The 19,791-nt window shown below is 55.6% G+C and carries 15 protein-coding genes, 1 tRNA gene and 1 pseudogene; 8 read left to right on the top strand and 9 right to left on the bottom strand.

Translation table 11 applies throughout. From position 1 onward, the window contains the following. Positions 1-7 precede the first annotated feature (7 nt). Together Y5S_RS09120 and Y5S_RS09125 are read right to left on the bottom strand one after the other, a co-directional pair. Positions 8-538 carry a macro domain-containing protein gene (locus tag Y5S_RS09120; protein ID WP_035232376.1) on the bottom strand — a complete coding sequence of 177 codons (531 nt, stop codon included), beginning with the start codon at positions 536-538 and terminating at the stop codon, positions 8-10. Positions 539-598: 60 nt separating this feature from the next. Continuing rightward, positions 599-1,288: a pseudouridine synthase gene (locus Y5S_RS09125; protein ID WP_035232572.1), complete on the bottom strand. Its 690-nt coding sequence runs from the start codon at positions 1,286-1,288 to the stop codon at positions 599-601. A 170-nt stretch (positions 1,289-1,458) separates the two neighbouring features. Here Y5S_RS09125 and rep point away from each other — a divergent pair, with 170 nt between their 5' ends. After that, the gene (gene rep, locus Y5S_RS09130) at positions 1,459-3,480 is read left to right on the top strand and encodes a DNA helicase Rep (protein ID WP_035232378.1); all 2,022 of its coding nucleotides are present in this window, start codon (positions 1,459-1,461) and stop codon (positions 3,478-3,480) included. Positions 3,481-3,990: 510 nt separating this feature from the next. Here rep and Y5S_RS09135 read toward each other — a convergent pair. Then, positions 3,991-4,422, bottom strand: a complete 432-nt coding sequence (locus Y5S_RS09135; protein ID WP_035232380.1) for a YqaA family protein — start codon at positions 4,420-4,422, stop codon at positions 3,991-3,993. A gap of 759 nt (positions 4,423-5,181) precedes the next feature. On the opposite strand from Y5S_RS09135, the gene ggpS reads away from it, so the two are divergent. Then, positions 5,182-7,467, top strand: a complete 2,286-nt coding sequence (gene ggpS / locus Y5S_RS09140) for a glucosylglycerol-phosphate synthase (RefSeq protein ID WP_231552660.1) — start codon at positions 5,182-5,184, stop codon at positions 7,465-7,467. A gap of 17 nt (positions 7,468-7,484) precedes the next feature. Here the strand turns inward: ggpS and Y5S_RS09145 are convergent, their stop codons facing one another. From Y5S_RS09145 to Y5S_RS09170, 6 genes are all read right to left on the bottom strand, one after another. Continuing rightward, positions 7,485-7,841: a c-type cytochrome gene (locus Y5S_RS09145; RefSeq protein ID WP_231552661.1), complete on the bottom strand. Its 357-nt coding sequence runs from the start codon at positions 7,839-7,841 to the stop codon at positions 7,485-7,487. A 2-nt stretch (positions 7,842-7,843) separates the two neighbouring features. Beyond that, a complete protein-coding gene (locus tag Y5S_RS09150) occupies positions 7,844-8,302 on the bottom strand; it encodes a c-type cytochrome (protein WP_035232578.1) in 459 nt (152 codons plus the stop codon). Positions 8,303-8,453: 151 nt separating this feature from the next. Continuing rightward, on the bottom strand, positions 8,454-11,048 hold the full coding sequence (locus tag Y5S_RS09155; protein ID WP_035232382.1) for a CHASE2 domain-containing protein: 2,595 nt from the start codon (positions 11,046-11,048) through the stop codon (positions 8,454-8,456). 1 nt (position 11,049) lies between these two features. Next, on the bottom strand, positions 11,050-12,171 hold the full coding sequence (locus Y5S_RS09160) for a FecR domain-containing protein (RefSeq protein WP_035232384.1): 1,122 nt from the start codon (positions 12,169-12,171) through the stop codon (positions 11,050-11,052). 33 nt (positions 12,172-12,204) lie between these two features. Next, a complete protein-coding gene (locus Y5S_RS09165) occupies positions 12,205-12,894 on the bottom strand; it encodes a response regulator transcription factor (RefSeq protein WP_035232386.1) in 690 nt (229 codons plus the stop codon). 150 nt (positions 12,895-13,044) lie between these two features. Further along, on the bottom strand, positions 13,045-13,374 hold the full coding sequence (locus tag Y5S_RS09170; RefSeq protein WP_035232388.1) for a DMT family transporter: 330 nt from the start codon (positions 13,372-13,374) through the stop codon (positions 13,045-13,047). A gap of 249 nt (positions 13,375-13,623) precedes the next feature. Here Y5S_RS09170 and Y5S_RS09175 point away from each other — a divergent pair. From Y5S_RS09175 to Y5S_RS19445, 6 genes and pseudogenes are all read left to right on the top strand, one after another. Further along, a tRNA-Arg gene (locus Y5S_RS09175) sits at positions 13,624-13,700 on the top strand. Between the two features lie 272 nt (positions 13,701-13,972). Then, positions 13,973-14,646: pseudogene (locus Y5S_RS09180) on the top strand (transposase); the annotation flags it as partial. Positions 14,647-14,877: 231 nt separating this feature from the next. Continuing rightward, complete coding sequence (locus Y5S_RS09185) at positions 14,878-15,465, top strand: hypothetical protein (protein ID WP_052041492.1); 588 nt, start codon at positions 14,878-14,880, stop codon at positions 15,463-15,465. 166 nt (positions 15,466-15,631) lie between these two features. Further along, positions 15,632-17,131, top strand: coding sequence for a type I restriction-modification system subunit M (locus Y5S_RS09190; protein WP_035232390.1), 1,500 nt, complete (start codon positions 15,632-15,634; stop codon positions 17,129-17,131). Continuing rightward, complete coding sequence (locus Y5S_RS09195; RefSeq protein WP_035232393.1) at positions 17,128-18,618, top strand: type I restriction-modification system subunit M; 1,491 nt, start codon at positions 17,128-17,130, stop codon at positions 18,616-18,618. The genes Y5S_RS09190 and Y5S_RS09195 overlap by 4 nt, the downstream gene beginning before the upstream one ends. After that, entirely contained in the window at positions 18,619-19,791 is a 1,173-nt protein-coding gene (locus tag Y5S_RS19445; protein ID WP_081939720.1) for a restriction endonuclease subunit S, read from the top strand. It abuts the gene before it with no gap.

The raw sequence follows: 19,791 nt of genomic DNA on the forward strand, positions 1-19,791 counted from the left end.
GCGGCGCTTAAATCGATGTCAGGGCGTGATCAAACACCGCCTTGTCGTTCTCGCTGAACAACACAAACCGCACGGTTTTCACCGCAGCAAGGCTCGGAGCGACATCCGCCACGGCTTTCAAGCTGACCTCGGCAGCGTCAGCAATGGGATACCCGAAGATGCCGGTGGAAATGGCGGGAAAGCCGATGGCGGTGATGCCATCCCGGTCGGCCAGCAACAACGCCTGCCGGTAGCAGGACGCCAGCAGTTCATCCTCCGGCTTGTCATGCCCATACACCGGACCAAGGCAATGAATCACATGGGCATTGGGCAGATGATGGCCACCGGACATCACCGCCTCACCCGGCTTGATTGGCCCCAGCGGCAGGCATTCCTGTTCCAACCCCGGTCCGGCAGCACGATGAATCGCCCCCGCGACCCCTCCGCCTGTGCGCAGCGCCGCGTTGGCCGCGTTCACAATGGCATCCAGGTCCGGCTGACGGGTGATATCCCCCTGCACAGTTTCCACCGTGACAGGCCCGATTTTTTTCTGAGTCATGGTTCCCTCCATTTCACGGTGCAGCCAATCCATACAAACGTGGCGGAGCCACTGTAGGCGTTAGATACTCGCCACCTCGTCCTCCGTCAGCACCCGGAACTCTCCCGGTGCCAGCTCCGCATCCAGTTCGATCTCACCAATCTGCTCCCGGTGCAGCCCCTCCACCTTGTTGCCCCGGGCAGCCAGCATCCGTTTCACCTGATGGTAGCGTCCTTCGGTAATCGTCAGCAGCAATTCGTGCTCACTCAAACGTTCCGCCTCTGCCGGCAGGGTGGGCCTGTCTTCGCCACGCAGCAGAATACCCTCTCGCAGCGCCTGCAGATCCTCGTCACTGACAGGGTCGGCACAGCACACCCGATAGCGTTTCCCGCAAGCATGATTGGGAGAGGTCAGCCGGTGAGACCAGTCGCCATCGCTGGTCAGCAACACCAGCCCGGTGGTATCGCGATCCAGCCGTCCGGCCGGGTGCAGATCCCGGCGCAGCTCGGCAGGAATCAGATCCACCACGGTGCGGTGTTCGCCGTCCTCGGTGGCACTCACCACCCCCGCCGGTTTGTGCAACATCAGGTAGCGATGGCCCGGCAATTGCACCGGTTCATCATGGAGCCAGACCCCCTGGCCTTCCACTACCCGGGTATTGGCTTTGGGCCGCTCCTCGCCGTCCACGCGCACCGCGCCCTTGCCGATCAGTATTTTCACCTGCTTGCGGCTCAGCCCGGTGCCGTGGGCAAGAAAGAAATCCAGACGCATGACCATACTGATGCCGACCATCTCTACAGGCCGCCCCCGGCCATGCCATGGCGCCGGGAGAGACAAAATTCATCGACCAACTGACATCCGGTATCTGGAGTGCAGCCACTTCGCTGGTATCATACCCGCCTTTGCCATTCACCCCGAAGTCGAGCCCGGATAACCACCCCATGAGCAAACTCAATCCCCGCCAGCAGGAAGCCGTGCACTACGCCGATGGCCCCCTTCTGGTGCTGGCCGGGGCGGGCTCGGGCAAGACCAGCGTGATCACCCGCAAGATCGCCTGGCTGATTCTGGAACGGGGCATGTCGGCCCGCCATATCGCCGCGGTGACCTTCACCAACAAGGCCGCCCGGGAGATGAAGGAGCGTGTGCAGAGCCTGGTCAGCCGCGACATGACCCGGGGCTTGATCGTCTCCACCTTCCACAACCTGGGCCTGCGCATCCTCAAGTCCGAACTCAAGGCCTGCGGGCTGCGTAACGGCTTCTCCATTCTCGACGGTGCCGACAGCAAGGAAATCCTCAAGGAGATCCTGCGTCAGGGGGATTCCGAAAAAGACCTGGACGCGGTGGACGCCATCCACAAGCGCATCTCCGACTGGAAAAATGCGTTGGTACTGCCAGAAGAAGCGGTCAGCACTGCTGACACGGACGAAGCACTGCGCGCCGCCATGGCCTACGGCGGCTACGACCGCATGCTGCGAGTGTGCAACGCGGTGGATTTCGACGACCTAATCCTGATGCCCGCGCGCATGTTCAAGGAGCAGCCGCGCATTCTGGAAAAATGGCGCAACCGCATCCAGTACCTGCTGGTAGATGAATACCAGGACACCAACGGCGCCCAGTACGAGCTGGTAAAAATGCTCACCCTGCCAGAAGGCAAGTTCACCGTGGTGGGCGACGATGACCAGTCCATCTACGCCTGGCGTGGTGCCCGCCCGGAAAACCTGGCGCAACTGCAGGAAGACTGGCCGACCCTGAAAGTCGTGAAGCTGGAACAAAACTACCGCTCCACCGGCCGCATCCTGAAAGCCGCCAACACGGTAATCGACAACAACCCTCATGTGTTCGAAAAGACCCTGTGGTCCGATTACGGCTACGGCGAGCCGATCCGTTTTTCCGCGCTGCGCGATGAAGACGCGGAAACCGAATGGATTGCCAGCGATATCTTCCACCGCCGCCTTCAACAAGGATTGAAGTGGAAAGATTTTGCCATCCTGTATCGTGGCAACTTTCAGTCACGCATTCTGGAAATGAAGCTGCAAAGCTTGTCGATTCCCTACAAGGTGTCTGGCGGCACCAGTTTCTTCTCGCGCAGCGAGATCAAGGATCTGATGTGCTACCTGCGTCTGCTGGTGAACCCGGACGATGACAATGCGTTCCTGCGCATCATCAACACCCCACGCCGGGAGATTGGCCCCACCACACTGGAGAAACTGGCCACCTGGGCGATCAAGCGAGAGCAGGGGCTCTACCATGTCTGTGATGACTTCGCCCTTGGCGAAGTGATGGCACCCAAGTCCGCCGAGAAACTGCAAAAGTTCAAGGCCTGGCTGGATGCCAAGCGCGAGTTCTGTTTTGGCCAGAACAGCCTGCAGGCCGTACACGAACTAATCAGCGATATCGATTACGAAGGCTGGCTGATGCAGAACGCCTCCAGCCCGCGCATCGGTGAAAAGCGCATCGAGAACGTCTGGCAACTGGTGCGCAGCATTGAACGCATGTTGGAAAAACAGGAAGAAGAAGATGACGGCGCCAGCGATCTGGAAAGTGTCATCAAGAAGCTGGTGCTGCTCGACATGCTCGAGCAACAGGAAGAGGAAGACGATTCCGACCGCGTCCAGCTGATGACCCTGCACGCCTCAAAAGGGCTGGAATTTCCCCATGTCTACATGATGGGCGTGGAAGAAGAACTGCTGCCCCACCGCAGCAGCATCGAAGAAGACAACATCGTCGAAGAGCGCCGCCTGATGTATGTGGGCATCACCCGCGCCCGGGAAACCCTGGCCATGACCCAGGCCCTTACCCGCAAACAATACGGCGAACGCATCGACACCGCCGCCAGCCGCTTCCTGGATGAAATCCCCCAGGACGATATCGACTACCTCGGCATCGGCGTGATCAAGGATGAAGCCCAGGAAGACGCCGTAGCCGAAGCCAGCATCGCCAACCTCAGAGCCTTGCTGGATTAACCCCAACCGGTCCCTGTAGGAGCGGTCGTTCGACCGCGATCCGAGCGCAGCGAGGAAATCATTTTCGAGTGACGAGAAGCGAGTATCGAAAGGCAAAACCTCAAACCTGGTGCCTTGTTGTGGTTATTTGATTTTCGAAACTCGTCACTCAAAACTCGCCTCTGGAATCCTTACCTCGCTCAGGCTCAGATCGCCTGCAGGCAGGTTATTCGCTCCGCTCACCCCTTCGGGCCGCACTCCGTGCGTTGCTTCGCTACGCTACGTTCCTACAGCGGCTTCGTAGAAGTGCAAAACCACGGGAACTTTTCCGGGGTTTGCTATCAGATTCAAGCGTAGCTTGTAGCTTGTAGCTTGTAGCTTGTAGCTTGTAGCTTGTAGCTTGTAGCTTGTAGCTTGTAGCTTGTAGCTTGTAGCTTGTAGCTTGTAGCTTGTAGCTTGTAGCTTGTAGCTTGTAGCTTGTAGCTCGTAGCTCGTAGCTCGTAGCTCGTAGCTCGTAGCTCACAGCTATTCTCACCCCGCCATCCACGCAATCACCACATACCGCAACAACTTCCCCGCCGTCACCAACAGCACAAACCACAACAACCGCACCCGCAGAATCCCCGCCATCACCGTCAGCGGATCCCCAATCACCGGCGCCCAGGCCAGACACAACGACCACACCCCATACTTGCGAAACCGCTTTTCCGCAGAGACAAATTCCGCTTCAGACATCTTCAGCCATCGCCGGATCACCGCCACCCCGGCCCAGTAACCCAGCGCATAGTTCACCAGCGCCCCCAGCACATTCCCCACCGTGGCCACCGTCACCAGTGACGCCGGCGACAAGCCATTGAGCAGCAATGCCACCAGCACCACCTCGGAACTCAGTGGCAACACCGTGGCAGCCAGAAACGCCGCCAGAAACAAACCGATATGACCCAGCTCGGTAAAATATTCCATTACGCTTAAAGCACCCTCCGCGCCTTATTCACCCGCACCACTCCCCGCCTATCGCCCCTCCCCCGCCCATGTAGGAGCCTTGCTCGCAAGGCGATCCGAGCATAAGCGAGGAAATCAGTTTCGAGTTGCGAGAAGCGAGTTTCGAAAGGGAAACCTCAAATCTCGTGCCTGGTTGTTGTTTTTTGCCTTTCGAAACTCTGCACTTAAAGTTCGCTTCTGGAATCCTTACCTCGCTTAGGCTCGGAACGCTTGCAGGCAGGTTATTCGCTACGCTCACCCTCCGGGCCGCACTGCGTGCGTTACTCCGCTACGCTACGTTCCTACAGCAAATCCATGCCGCTTTGCCAATGGCGCCAACAGCATGCACCACCATCATAAAACGCCCCACAATCACCCGAAAACCACCGTAATCTTTCCGTCACACCCCACCCAATACACCATGGATACCCATTTTTTTGTAACCACCGCAATCCCTTATGGCATCTACCTTTCAGCCATTTACCAAAAGGCAATTTCAGAGCAAAAAACCACCACCCGGCACAGATTATGCACCACTACCTTCAGGAAACAGATTGCCAGTTAGCACCGCGGTGCCGGCACATTGTTCCCTTCTGATGCGGAGCTACCTTCTACATCGTCCCGCATCCGGCTGCTAAATTGGCAATGCGTACTGACTCACAGGCTTTTCCCTGTTGAGCCAGCGCTATTGTGAACTCGCATTCTCGCAATACTGGAGTCGATTAACTTCACAGCGAGGTAATGATGCTTTTAGCAACGGATCTTGACGGGACTTTTCTGGGCGGCAACGAAGAAAACCGCTCCAGACTCTATCAACTGATCTCCGCTCACCCGGATATCGATCTGGTCTTTGTCACCGGGCGCGGCCTCGAATCCGTGCTGCCGCTTCTGTCTGACCCCACCATCCCCACACCGCAATACATTATCTGTGATGTCGGTTGCACCATTGTGGATGGCGAAACCCTGCAACCGGTACAACCCATTCAGGGCCACATCGACAACATCTGGCCCGGTGAACATATCGTCGGCAACGCGGTAGAACAGGTGGCCGCGTCCCTGCAACGTCAGGATGTACCCCAGGAACGCCGCTGCTCCTATTTCTGTGATGCCGACGAAGTCGACACCACCCTGAAAACCCTGGTGGAAGACCTGGGCTGCGATCTGCTCTATTCCGCTGACCGCTACCTGGACGTACTCCCCAAAGGCATCAACAAGGGCAGAACCCTCCTCAACCTGGTGAACCATCTGGATATCGCCATCGAAAAAGTCCTGGTGGCCGGCGACACCCTCAATGACCTTTCCATGTACGAACACGGCTTCAAGGGTGTCTGTGTCGGTGAATCCGAACCGGCACTGCTGGAAGCCACCGAGAACAGCACCCGCGTCATGCATGCGCCATCACCGGGTTGCGGCGGCATCCTGGAAGCGCTGGGTTACTTTGGCTTTCTCGGCCCCGCCGGCGTGGACACCGAAGTGCGCGATATCGCCACCCCCGGCAAGGCTGATCTGGTGATCGTCTATCACCGCCTGCCCTACGAAGAATCCGTCATCGACGGCAAGGTGGTACGCCACCGCCCCAAATCTCCCAACGGCATCATCCCGACACTGTTGAGCTTCTTTGATGATGCCAAGTCGGGCTCCTGGGTGGCCTGGTCTGCTCATGATGGTGATCCGGAAGAGTTCCAGACCCACACCGAAGTGGATGCGGAACGCTTCCCCAATCTGGTGGCCGCCCGCGTGCTCCTCAACAAGGACGACATCGACATCTTCTACAAGCGCTTCTCCAAGGAAGCCTTCTGGCCCACCCTGCACACCTTTTGGGAGCGAGCCAGCTTCAAGGAAGAACACTGGGAAGTATTCCTGAAGGTGAACAAGATGTTCGCCGAGCGGACCGCTGCCGAAGCTGCGGAGAACGCCACCGTCTGGATTCACGACTACAACCTGTGGATGGTACCGGCCTACCTGCGCGAACTGCGGCCGGACGTGACTATCGCCTTCTTCCACCACACCTACTTCCCGTCGGCGGATGTGTTCAACGTACTGCCCTGGCGCCGCGAGATTGTCGGCAGCCTGCTGCAGTGTGACTACGTGGGCTTTCACATTCCCCGTCAGGCAGAAAACTTTGTCGACGTGGCCCGTGGCGTCACGCCACTGGAAGTGGTCGAAAAAGTGGGCTGCGCGCCGCGCTTTCTCACCTACGGCTGCGCCGTCGGCCTGGATGAAATGACCAAGACCATCAAGGTGAATGATCGCTATATCGGCCTCGGCGCCCATCCGGTGGGTATCGACCTGAACCGCATCAAGACCGTACTGGATGACAGGAAGTCCCAGACACGCATGGCCGAACTGCGCGAGCAGCTCAAGGACACCCGCCTGATCCTTTCCGTGGAACGCCTCGATTTCACCAAAGGCATCCTGGAAAAACTGGTGGCCTACGAAAGGCTGCTTACCGACAACCCGGAACTGATTGGCAAGGTCACGCTACTCACCGTCTGCGTTCCCGCCGCCAAGGAAATGCGCATCTATGACGAACTGCAGAACCAGATCGAACAGACGGTAGGCCGCATCAACGGTCAGTTCGCCCGTGTCGGCTGGACCCCGGTGCAGTTCTTCTTCCGTGCCTTTCCGTTTGAAGAACTGGTCAGTTACTACGCCATGGCAGACGTCATGTGGATTACACCGCTGCGCGACGGCCTCAACCTGGTAGCCAAGGAATACGTCGCCACCCAGGGCCTGACCGAAGGCTGCGGTGTACTGGTGCTGTCGGAATTCACTGGCGCCGCCGCCGAACTGCGGGGCGCCATTCTCACCAACCCCCACAACCCGCTGGAACTGGCAGAAACCTGCTACCTGGGATTGTCCATGAGCGCCACCGACGCCCGCGCCCGCCTGGCGGAAGCCTTCAGCGCCGTGCAGCACTACGACATTGATTACTGGGCGAATGACTTCCTGGACAACGTGGACATGTTCAGCAGAAGGCCAAAGAAAAAAGTGAATCTGGTAGGGGCTGATAGCCGAGTAGCTTGATACTTTTGTAGCGAGTTTTACTTGGCCGCGCTCAGCTGCAACATATAGATGACGGCATTGCGGATTTCCTGATCAGAACAATCGTAGCAATTACCGCGTGGAGGCATGGCATTGATGCCATGGATGGCTTCCTGCACCAGTGTCTCGAAGCCCTCTTCCTCTACTTCGTGTGACCAGTACAGGCGGTTTTCCTTACCCACCCTGGGAGCGCCAGCTGCACCACTGCCATGACAAGTGACACAGTACTGACGATACAACAACGCCCCACTGCGTTCCGCCGGTTCGGCAGACGCAGTCGGGGCGTTGCTGCTGGAATCGTTATCCGAGCAGGCGGCCAGTAACAGGGCCGCCGCCGGCAACAGAATCCGGATCAAACTTACTTGCTCTCGCTAACCATGTATTCAACGGCAGCCTTGATCTCATCATCTGAGCAAGTCATGCACATACCTTTGGGCGGCATGGCATTCAGGCCATCGATAGCGTGCTTGACCAGAGTGGCATTTCCCTGAGCGATACGTGGTGCCCAGGCAGCCTTGTCACCGGTCTTCGGTGCACCAGCCGCACCAGTGGCGTGACAGGCCGCGCAGGACGCATTGTAAACCGCATCACCAGAGCGAGGGCCGCTGGCCACTTCTTCGCCAGCAGGGGCTGCAGTACCGCATTCTTCCCCTTCTACACACACAGAACCCACCGGCTTGATACGGTCTTCGATAGCACGGTCGCTGAACACGGAACGCTCACCCAGCGGATAGGGAGAGATTTCCTTGGTGCTCTTGGCAGCCACATTGCCGGCGGCAAACAGGGCGGCAATCAGTACCAGGCTGGCTGTCAGCATCTTTTTCACAATTACACCTCTACTGTTCTGTGAGTCGCCTCTGGGGGCGTGCGGTTGGCGATTATACCCGCTCAGGCCGTGGGGACAAAATGGCATCTTTTCGCAGCGCGGTTAGCGTTGCCCTGAGCCTGTTAACAGGCCCCAGCTTCCCTCACCCCATGTCAATGCGGGGTAAAACCAGGGTGAAGCGACTGCCTTCATTTATCTTGCTCTGCACCCGCACCTCACCGCCGTGACGCTCCGTGACCACCTTGACGAAACGCAGCCCCATACCCGCCCCGCGAACCCCGGCCCCGCCGCTGGTGCTGGCCCGGCTAAAGCGCTGGAACAACCGGGCCTGGAACTCCGGCGGAATTCCCACCCCGCGGTCGCGGACATCACAGCATACCTGACCGTCCTGCGCGTACAGACGCACATCCACCGAACTGCCCTCATGGCTGTATTTAATGGCATTGGTGAGAAGATTGATGATCAACCGCTCCAATAGCTCATTATTGCCCAGCACCCAGACGTCCTGCTCCGGGTCGTAGTCAAAGCGCAGCACGATATCGCGCTGCTGGGCCTGAATCTGCACCTGATCAATGGCGCTCTCCACCACGTCCAGCATGTCCTGCTCATTCATCTCCACGCTGTCCACCGCTTCCACACGGGCCAGCTGCAGAAATTGCTCGGCGATATTCAGGTTCTTCTGGGCATAGTGCTGGACATTATCCAGGAACTGGGGAAGCTCATCCTCAGCACTGCCCTGGCGCATTTTCTCGGTCAGCGCCAGCACAGACACCATAGGCGAACGCAGATCATGGGACAGGAAGTCCAGCATCTCCGAACGGGTGCGCAGGGCCAGCTTCACTTCCGAGATATCCTTGAAGGAAAGAATCATCATCCGCCCGGGATTATCTCCGGCATGCACCAGCAGCATATCCAGATAAAGATCCGCCCCCTGGCGATTGCGACATTCCAGCTGGCAACGTCCCTCCGCCAGGGTCTGCCTTAGCAGCCCATCCCAGCCATGCTCACGCAACTCCAGTTCACGTCCTAGATCAGTGACAGGGAAGTCACCACTGTTCAGGCGAGCCGCATCCAACCCCAGCAGTAACGCCGCTTGGGGGTTGGCGAAGACAATCCCGCCGCAGGCGTCAGCAATCACCACGCCCTCGCGAATCTGTGCCAGGGTGACCTGGAAAAATCGGGTTAGCGCTTCCTGGCGCTCCTCTTCACGGCGCAACCGTTCAATGTGATTTTCCAGTACTTCATAGCGAGGTCCTGCACTGGGCACCCCGGAACGAATGCGCACCAGCATGGCATGTACCCAGTAATCATAGGTGTCCGCGTCTAGCCCCTGATGCCAGACCAGCTGCAGCTCGAAACGCCGTCCTTCATAACGAAAGCGATACTGACGGGCCAGCGGACCCTTCCATACCTCTTCCCCGACGGCTTCCCCCCCACCCAAAGGCGTGTCCGGGCCGCTCAAGGCCCAGGCCCGCACCGGCAACACACGCTCCAGCATCACACCGAACTGCTCCAACGAGGCCGAACGTGTCAGCCGGCGATTCAGTTCACTGTACTCGGCCAGACGTTCCAGCGCCTTGCGCATATAAGACAATGAATATTCAAGACGGCGCCAGGTCCACAACGGATACGCCATCAGTGCAGCCGTCATGGCAGCGGCTGGAGGAAACCAGAGCCGCAGGGTAATCAACATCACCATGCTCACCAGGACACAGGACAGCATGATTGCGGCCACCAGCGGAATACTCCAGCGGGGCAACACGTAGGGCAGCAGCAGCGGCGCCAGCAATGCCAGCAGCGCGCCGAGAATCAGCACACTGGGCATGTTCAGCTCCCGGATCAGCTGGTCACTGCGCAGGGCGTCCAGCAGATTGGCATTGATTTCCACCCCTGCCATCAGCTCACCATTGTTGGCTATCGGTGTGGGCAACATATCGCCCAAACCCGCCGCCGTGGCTCCCACCAATACAATCCTGTCGCGGATCAGCTGCTCTGGAATCAGGTTTTCCAGTAACTCGACCGCAGACACTTGCGGATAACTGTTTGGCCCACTCACGAAGGGAATAAAACGGTGATAGCGGCGCACGTTGGCCAACCCGGAAAACTCTTCTCCCTTGTCCGCGGGAAAGATGTTTTCCGGCAATGCCCCCTCGTTGACCAGCAACGTCTGGGTAATATGCGGCCACCAGGCCTGGCCAATGCCGGAGCGCATGTACACCGAACGGGCAACTCCATCCGCATCCAGCTCCAGATCCACATGGCCGAGACCTGCAGCAGCCCGCGCAAAGGGAGAATAAGGAAGCACCTCAATCAACTGACCACCCGCTCGCAGCTGCTCCACATGCACCGGCAGATAAACATGACCATTGGCCGCCATGGCATCGACCAGAGCCTGATCAGAGCCCGGATTATTCCTGTCCGGCTCAGACAGGATCAAATCCACCAGCACGGCACGGGCACCCAGCTCGGTGAGACGATCGATGATTTGCGCATGTACCTTGCGATCCCAGGGCCAGCGGCCAATTTCACGCAAGCTGTACTCATCAATACCGACAATCACCACGTCATTGGCTGGCTCATCCGGCAGCGCCTGGAGCAGGTTGTCGTAGAGATAGCGATCAATAAAGGAAAGCGCGCCGCTGACACTGAGCAACACACTCAGCGCACCCACCAGCAGCAACACTGAGATGTGCTCAGCCAGATAACGGCGCTGATCCAGCGTCAGACGGTTACGCATGTTAGAGGGCCAGCATCAGGGCAACCCCACCGAGGAACACCCAGAGGTCCCAGGACTTTTTGGGCTCCGGCTCAGGCTCTGGTGGCGGGGGAGCAGGCTCGGGCTCCGGCGGGGGCGGAGCGGGTTCGATCCGAACGGTTTTCCAGGTTTCTTCGCCACGCAGACCATTGGCATCCACCGCTCGCACCAGCAGGCGATACTCTCCTTCCGGCAAGACATGCTCCCAACGCGACGCAGTCACTGGTTGCTGCCCCAGCAGGGTCTCTTCGGATAGTTGATACCACTCCACCCAATAGCTGGCCGCATCGGCTTGGGCTGGCCATACAGCTTCCACACCAGCATGAGAGGCGATGATTTCCACGGCGGGAGCCGGAAGCAGTGCCACCGGTTCGATGGGAGGCTCATCCACCGCCGCCATGGTGGCATAACCCTGCATCACCTCACGGGTAGTTTCCCGCCCGCTCACATCGACCTGACCATGCAGCACTTCGTTGCGTGTCGTCTCGGCACCGTCCACTGACAGGTAGTACTCCGTGCCTCGTACTGCAGCCACCACTCCGGGCGTATACACCTCAAACGTTGCCTCATCCGGGTTCATTGGCGTAATCGCATTACGGATACTGCCACGCTCCAGATGCAACTCGGTACGCTCACCTTTCTGGCCAAGGAAACGACGGTATTGGTTAATCACCAATAGACTACTGGGGCGGATCTGAACCACTGACTGGTCGGCAAAATGCACCCGGACGCTGCCATCCATACCGGTCTCGAGAGCATCACCGAATGCAACGGACTGCCCATCTGTCACTTGCCGCGGAGCACCGCCCGCAGCTGGATACAGCAACACCTCACCCACCACGCTGCGCGCGGTGGCCTCAATCGGTTTTTCCTTGAGCCATTCGATGGGAACACTAAGGGTATCGCCTGGGCTGAGACTATGCGGATTAGCCAGGCCGTTATAAGACGCCAGCTCGCGCCAGCAGGCATCCGGCTGCTGGGCGAAGCGATCACAGATCTTCCACAGGGAGTCTCCGGGGCGCAGGCTATACTGCCAATCTTCTTGCGCGCCAACCGCGGAAGACAATAGTCCCAACAGCAGCGCGGTCCACAACCAGCCCTTCATGCAACCCCTTCCTGAATGTGCGTGTTTCCTAATTTATTCTTCGACTGGCTCCAGCCTGTACCCATGCTGGTACACCGTCTTGATGCGATAACCTCTTTCGGGCCGGATCTGCAAACTGCGACGAATGCGGCTAATGTGCACGTCCACCGTGCGTGACTCAATCGGTGTCATGATGCCCCAGACTTTCTCCAGCAGGTGCGCACGACTCATCAGCTTGCCCACGTTCTGAAACAGATAGCAGGCCAACTCATAATCCTTGTCTGTGAGTTTCACCGGCTCATCATCCAGCAGAATCTGCCGGCGCGACCGGTCCACCACCCAGGGCCCCACCGTCAGCGACGTTTCTTCATCCATTTCCGCTACCCCTGCCCGGCGCCCGAGGGCAGTAATCCGGGCCAGCAATTCCGCTTGCTTGGTCGGCTTCACCATGTAGTCATCCGCGCCGAGCGACAACGCGCCGACGATAGAAGATTCATCATCTCGCTGGGTGGCAAACAACACCGGGGTACGATTGCCACTGGCACGCACCTCCTCCAGCACCGCATAACCGTTCATGTCCGGCACTTCCCAGTCCATCAGGAGAATGTCGAAGGTGTCGCGACGCAACAACGACATGAACTCCCTACCACTGGAAAGATGGATACAGTTATGGCCAGCACCCTGTAGCCAGTGTGTCACCAGCTCGGCCTGAGCCATATCATCTTCCAGATAAGCAATCCGCACGGCGTTCTCCATTACTTTGCAGCTGCAACTGTCTGCAAAGACTACCGGTTCATCAAAGGGTTAGCGGGAAAAGATTGTAAAATGCACACTTTCAGCATTCGACACCAAAACCCTGCCAGCGTCCATTACAACCCGCATTCTGCCTGACAATCACGCAGCTTCGGCTGTCAACTTGAGCCCCACCACCCCGACAATAATCAGGGCCATGAAAGCCAGACGCGAAGCGCTCAATGGATCACTGAACCAGAGGATACCAATCACCGTAATGCCCACCGCACCCAGCCCGGTCCATACCGCATAGGCCGTCCCCACTGGTATGCCGCGCATGGCGTAGGAGAGCATCAACATATTGAGACCCGTAAGGAGCAGCGATGTTCCGATTGACCAAACTCCCGGCTGCGTTTGAATCCATTTGAGACTCAGAGCCCAGGCTATTTCCACGATCACTGCCAACAGCAGCACTACCCAATAGGCATTCATTCGCTATTTCCTGATTGCATCCATCGGGCTCGTACTGATATCTGATCGCCGGAAACCCGCAAGAGGCGACCAGACCGCTTGCACCAGAATAGTGCGCGCACAGATTATCACCAACCCACACAGCGATGCACCCCATCCATGGACGCCACCGCCACAACCGGCTATCATTCGCCGCCGTTGGTTCCCCCAAGTTCCAGCCTGCACAGTCAGGGTGCCAGAACGGCTCCCAACCGCTGTGCATCAAGTTCTGCGCCCGTAGCTCAGCTGGATAGAGCGTTGCCCTCCGGAGGCAGAGGTCAGAGGTTCGAATCCTCTCGGGCGCGCCATGAATATCAAGGACTTGCGTGAAAGCGCAGGTCCTTTTTTATTTCCTGTGTCCAAATTGTGTCCATGGTGTGTCCACGGTTTCTAGGACATTTTTTCCGGCCATGGAATTTTGACCTTTGCACTGAAATCGTCATCTTGCGTAATGGACACAGAAAAGGGCCGAGCTGAGCACTTGCAATGCATTTGCTGGATGCAATGGTTCCGAGAGCTATAACTGCTTCTACCAGTAGTGCTCATCCAGCCAAGTGTGCATCACGCGTGTTCAGGCAGGGCGCCAAAAACAACCCGCGCGACAGGCCCGAACCAGGTGTGGAGCTGGGACATCAGTTATTGCCCTTCAGTAGTACGTGGCCAGCATTGGTATCTGTACCTGATTATGGACATCTACAGTCGCAAGATCGTTGCCTGGGAAATCCATGAGGCGGAGTCTGGCGAGCTGGCCCGGAAACTGGTTGAACGTGCTCTGTTGCGAGAGGGCTGCTGGCATAATCCGCCGGTGCTGCACTCTGACAACGGAGCGCCGATGACCTCTTATATGCTCAAAGCCCGGCTGGCTGAGCTGGGTATGCTGATGTCTCACAGTCGACCGAGAGTTAGCAACGATAATCCTTACTCGGAATCGTTGTTCCGGACCGTCAAATACTGCCCGGAGTGGCCGTCAAAGGGCTTTGAATCGCTCACGGCGGTGCGTGACTGGATGCTGCGTTCGAGTACGCTTACAACGAACAGCACCTGCACAGCGGCATCCGGTTCGTGACACCGGCTGATCGACATCGCGGCGTTGACCACGAGCGCCTGGCGCACCGGAAACTGGTTTATGAAAGAGCAAAGCGCCAGAATCCACGGCGCTGGTCTGGCAATACCCGGAACTGGGAAGTGACCGGATCGGTATCGCTCAACCCTGGCAAATTGCAGGAAGTTGAGCGCAATAAACTGGCTGCTTAAACGTGGTCATTTGGACAGCTGGGTTGAAAATCGCCGACTGCGGTGACAGTAAACATTACTTGTTGAAATTATCCCGAAAGTCGGAGAAGATTCTGGCTGCGAGGTTGACGCACGCTGCCCACTATAGCGAACCCGGACGGGACAACCCTTACCAACCTTTTCTTACGCTCTGATTTTCTCCGCGAATCATGGCAGTGGGCACCATAGTTTTCGCTAACAGAGGAAATACTGATGAGTGTAACGACCGTTGTTTCGTCTAAAGCCGTTCAACAGCTCAAACAAATAGCCAAGCAATACAAGCGCAGCCTATCGATCACCCATACAGAGGCACTGGAACTCGCCGCTCAGAAAGCAGGTTTCGCAAACTGGCACCAAGCCAAACAGGCCAACGTTCTTCTGCAACCCGCAGAACAGGCGTTGAAGTCAGGCGCAATCATCGGCATGGATATGAAGGATGGAATGGACTATTTCGACTCAGTCACTGAGGACGGAACGTTCATCTACGATGAGTTTCTTCCCATGGTCTGCGCCCAATCTTTTCGAAAGATGATGTGGTCGGGCCCAGACCCAGATGATGAACTTGGCAGGCCTCCCTCTGAGACCATGACAGAAGACGAATTTGAGGAATGGTTTCATACCAACCTTCACGACAACATGTACTTCCGCCTGAGTGAAAAAGTCTCCGTCGAATCACTGGATCAGGTACTCAAACTGCTTGATGAGAGATCGTTCTGGCCTGCGTTTTACGTGTGGTTTCAAGGCAAACTCTATGAGTTTGAAAAAGGTTATGAGGATCCACTTCCTGTTTTCGGAAGCTAAATAGCTTTCCTCTACTTGGCGGCAATTCCCTGCCGCCAAGTAGAGGAAAGCCCCTTTCTGCCCTCCAGATTTGCTACCATCTCCGACAAGAAAAACATAGATTGAGAGCACCCCAAGCCTATCGCTCTCTCCCCCGATTCGAGCAGTAACGGATTATTCAGCACCCATGACACTGATCAACCTGAAGGATCTCGAAGCCCACCTTTGGCACGCCGCGCACATCATCACCGGCCCCATCGACGCTTCTGACTACAAGACCTACATCTTCCCGATTCTGTTCTTCAAACGGATCTGTGACGTCTACGACGAAGAGTTCGCCGACGCCATGGAGAAAGTTGGAGACAGAGACCTGGCCGCCCAGAGCATGTTCCACCGCATTCAGATTCCACCTGATTGCCACTGGCAGCATGTATTTGAACAGACCAAAGACATCGGTCAGACGCTCAAGGACGCCTTTCGCGGGATTGAGCTGGCGAATGACAAGCTCCATGGGATATTCGGGGATGCGAGCTGGACCAACAAAGACCGTCTGCCAGATGAATTGCTGGCCACGCTGCTGAACCACTTCAACCAGGTTAATCTTGGTGTCCGCAGCGTACGTGATGACGACATGGGGCGCGCATACGAATACCTGATTAAGCGGTTTGCCGACAAAGCCAACAAGAAAGCTGGGGAGTTCTATACGCCACGGACCATCGTCAGGCTAATGGTGAACATCCTTGACCCCAAGGCAGGAGAGAGTGTTTACGATCCAGCTTGTGGTACGGGGGGCATGCTGCTCGAAACCATTCACCACGTGCGTGAGAGTGGCGGAGATCCGCGATTGCTTAGCATTAAAGGGCAGGAGAAAAACCTGACCACCGAGGCCATCGCGAGGATGAACCTATTCCTACACGGACAGGAAGACTTCGAAATCGTGCGAGGCGATACACTGCGGCAGCCCAAATTCTTGATTAATGACCGCCTGGAAACATTCGATTGCGTAATCGCCAACCCTCCTTTCAGTCTCAAAGAGTGGGGGCAAAACCTCTGGTCGAACGATCCTTACGACCGAAATCGCTACGGACTGGCTCCAAAAACCAATGGCGATTTTGCTTGGGTTCAGCACATGTTTGCTTCTCTCAACGACCAAGGACGGATGGCCGTTGTCCTACCCCATGGAGTTTTGTTCCGAGGTGGCGCAGAAGGAAAAATCCGAACGAAACTTCTGCAAGAAAACAGAATCGAGGCCATTATCGGCGTTGCACCCAATCTATTTTACGGCACCGGTATACCTGCCTGCATTCTCGTGCTGCGCAAACAACGCCCAGCTGATCATCAGGACCATGTGCTGGTCATTAACGCAGAAGAAATTTTCACCAAGGGCCGAGCACAGAACACCTTATCAAACGCTCAAGCCGACCAAATCTTTGAAATCTACAGCAATCAAGAGGCCTCTGGCCCCGCTGGGCAACCAGTTGAAGGCAAAGCTCGTTGGGTTCCTCTGTCTGAAATTGCCGAGAACGACTTCAATCTGAACATTGCGCGATACGTTCAAAAGCCTCTTGAGGAAGAGTCAATCTCTGTCGAGGAAGCTTTGAAGGATTTTCAGGAAAAACTGACTGCCCTGGAAAAAGCTGAGCAGGAGCTTGAGGAACTATTGGTAAAGGAGGGCTTTGAGCTATGAACAAACGACAGTTGGAAGACCTTCTCTGGGGCGCTGCCGAGTTCCTACGTGGCCAGATCGATGCGTCTGACTACAAGCAGTACATTTTCCCTCTGCTTTTCTATAAGCGCCTATCCGACGTCTACTTGGATGAGTACACAGAAGCACTGGAACTGAGCGATGGTGATGCTCACTACGCCACAATGCCCATGTTCCACCGGTTCGATATTCCGGAAGAGGCACGATGGGAAAGGGTCCGCAATACCAGCAAAAATATCGGTGAAGCTATCCAGAGCGCCCTCAGGCTCATCGAAGCGAAGAACGAGAGACTGCACGGCGTATTTGGTGATGCCCAGTGGACGAACAAAGAACGCCTGCCTGACCACCTTCTCGCCGACCTCATCCAACACTTCAGCAAAATCCCGCTGGGCATCAAATCGGTTAATCAGGACGATCTGGGTGAAGCCTATGAATACCTCATTAAGAAATTTGCAGATGACTCTGGCCACACGGCTGCTGAATTCTACACAAACCGAACCGTAGTCCACCTGATGACGAGGGTTATGGGGCTTAAACCCGGCGAGACTGCTTACGACCCGACTTGCGGTACCGGAGGCATGCTGTTAAACGCTGTTATGGACCTTCGAAGCCAGGGTGAAGAGTGGCGATCGGTAAAACTCTACGGCCAGGAAGTAAATCTACTCACGTCAGCCATCGCCCGGATGAATATGTTCCTGCACGACATTGAGGAGTTTGACGTTCTGCGCGGTGACACCCTCGGTGATCCCAAGTTTGTCGAGAACGATCAGCTCAAACAGTTTGATGTGATTTTTGCGAACCCTCCCTACTCCATCAAAAAATGGAACCGCGACAAGTTTGCCGCAGACCCATATGGACGGAATCTATATGGGGTCCCTCCACAGGGCTGTGCCGACTACGCGTTTTTTACTCACATTATCAAAAGTCTGAAACGCGACACCGGACGCGCTGCGATGCTCTGGCCTCACGGCGTGCTCTTTCGGGACTCCGAACAAGCTATTCGCAAACAGGTGGTCGAATCAGACGTTATTGAATCGGTGATCGGGTTAGGTCCTAACCTGTTCTACAACTCACCGATGGAATCCTGTGTGGTGGTGCTCAACTGCAACAAACCACCTGAACGAAAAAACAAGATTTTGTTTATCAATGGTGTTGAGCAGGTTACTCGCGAACGCGCCCATAGCTACTTGTCGAACAATGACTTGTCAGTGCTGTGTGAAGCTTACTTAAGTCCGGAAAAGCACACCGGTATTTCTGCTCTAGTGGAACTCGATACCATCGAAGAGAATCTTTATAACTTGTCGATCCCCCTATATGTGCAAGCTCCAGGAAATGACGAAGTTCACGATACTGAACATACCGTCGAGGCGTGGAAGGTCGGTCGTCTGCGATTGAAAAATCAGACCAATGAATTATTCGATAGCCTTGCAGAGCTTGGATACGACGTTAAAAGTAAGGTGTGGCATTAAATGACTGAGCAGCAAAACGTTGAAGGCTGGCAAATGGTAAGATTTGGTGACATCGCTAAGCAGATTTCTATGCGGGTTGAACCAAGGGAAACCAAACTTAAAGTCTATGTGGGCTTGGAACATTTAGATCCAGGAAGCCTTAAGATTAAACGACACGGCGTGCCCAGCGACGTTGCGGGCCAAAAACTGTTGGTAAAAAAAGGCCAGATCATATTTGGTAAACGCCGTGCCTATCAGCGCAAGGTAGCGGTAACCGACTTTGATTGCATTTGCTCGGCACATGCCATGGTCTTAGAAGCTATCCCAGGAAAAATAATTCCCGAATTTCTGCCATTTTATATGCAGAGTGATGAATTCATGAATCGAGCGGTATCAATATCCGAGGGCTCGTTATCACCGACAATAAAATGGAAGACCCTTGAGAGGCAAAAATTTAAAATCCCGCCAATTGACATCCAGAACAGGATGCTTCGGCTATTAAAAAAATCGAACTCAGTTATAAATGGATATTACGAAACAGAAGATAGCTTATTAAAACTTGCAGACAGAATAATTGAAGCTCGACTCAAAGCCATTAAAGCAGAACATGTTTCTTTTGAAAGCCTCCTAGAGACGGGGGATCTGATTGATATTCAGGACGGAAATCATGGAAACGATCATCCGAAGGCATCAGAGTATGTTGAAGAGGGCATCCCTTTCGTGATGGCCAACGATTTAAATGGTAACGACGTCGACTTAAAAAGGTGCAAAAAGCTACCTAAAAATCGGACCGATGCACTGCGGATAGGCTTTTCGTTCCCAGGAGATATTTTGCTCTCCCACAAAGGAACAGTTGGTTTAGTTGCTGTCACCCCTGAAGTGCAAGACTATATAATGCTCACACCACAAGTTACATATTATCGGGTTAACAAAAATGGCCGTATTAAACCGAAATTTTTAGAATTGTACTTCCGATCTTTCAATTTTCAAAGAACTCTCAAAAATCAAGCAGCGCAGTCCACAAGAGCATACATTGGCATAAAAGCTCAGAAGAAGTTAACTATTCCCGTCGCCTCCGAAACTGAGCAAGAGGAAATAATTAAACTGTGGGACCAGCTCAAATTAACTGCTTCTTGCATACGCGCAAGTGGAAAATCAGCAACCCTACTTTCAAAACAACTAATAAATGGGTGA

The organism is Alcanivorax nanhaiticus (assembly GCF_000756665.1).
Lineage (GTDB): Bacteria > Pseudomonadota > Gammaproteobacteria > Pseudomonadales > Alcanivoracaceae > Alcanivorax > Alcanivorax nanhaiticus.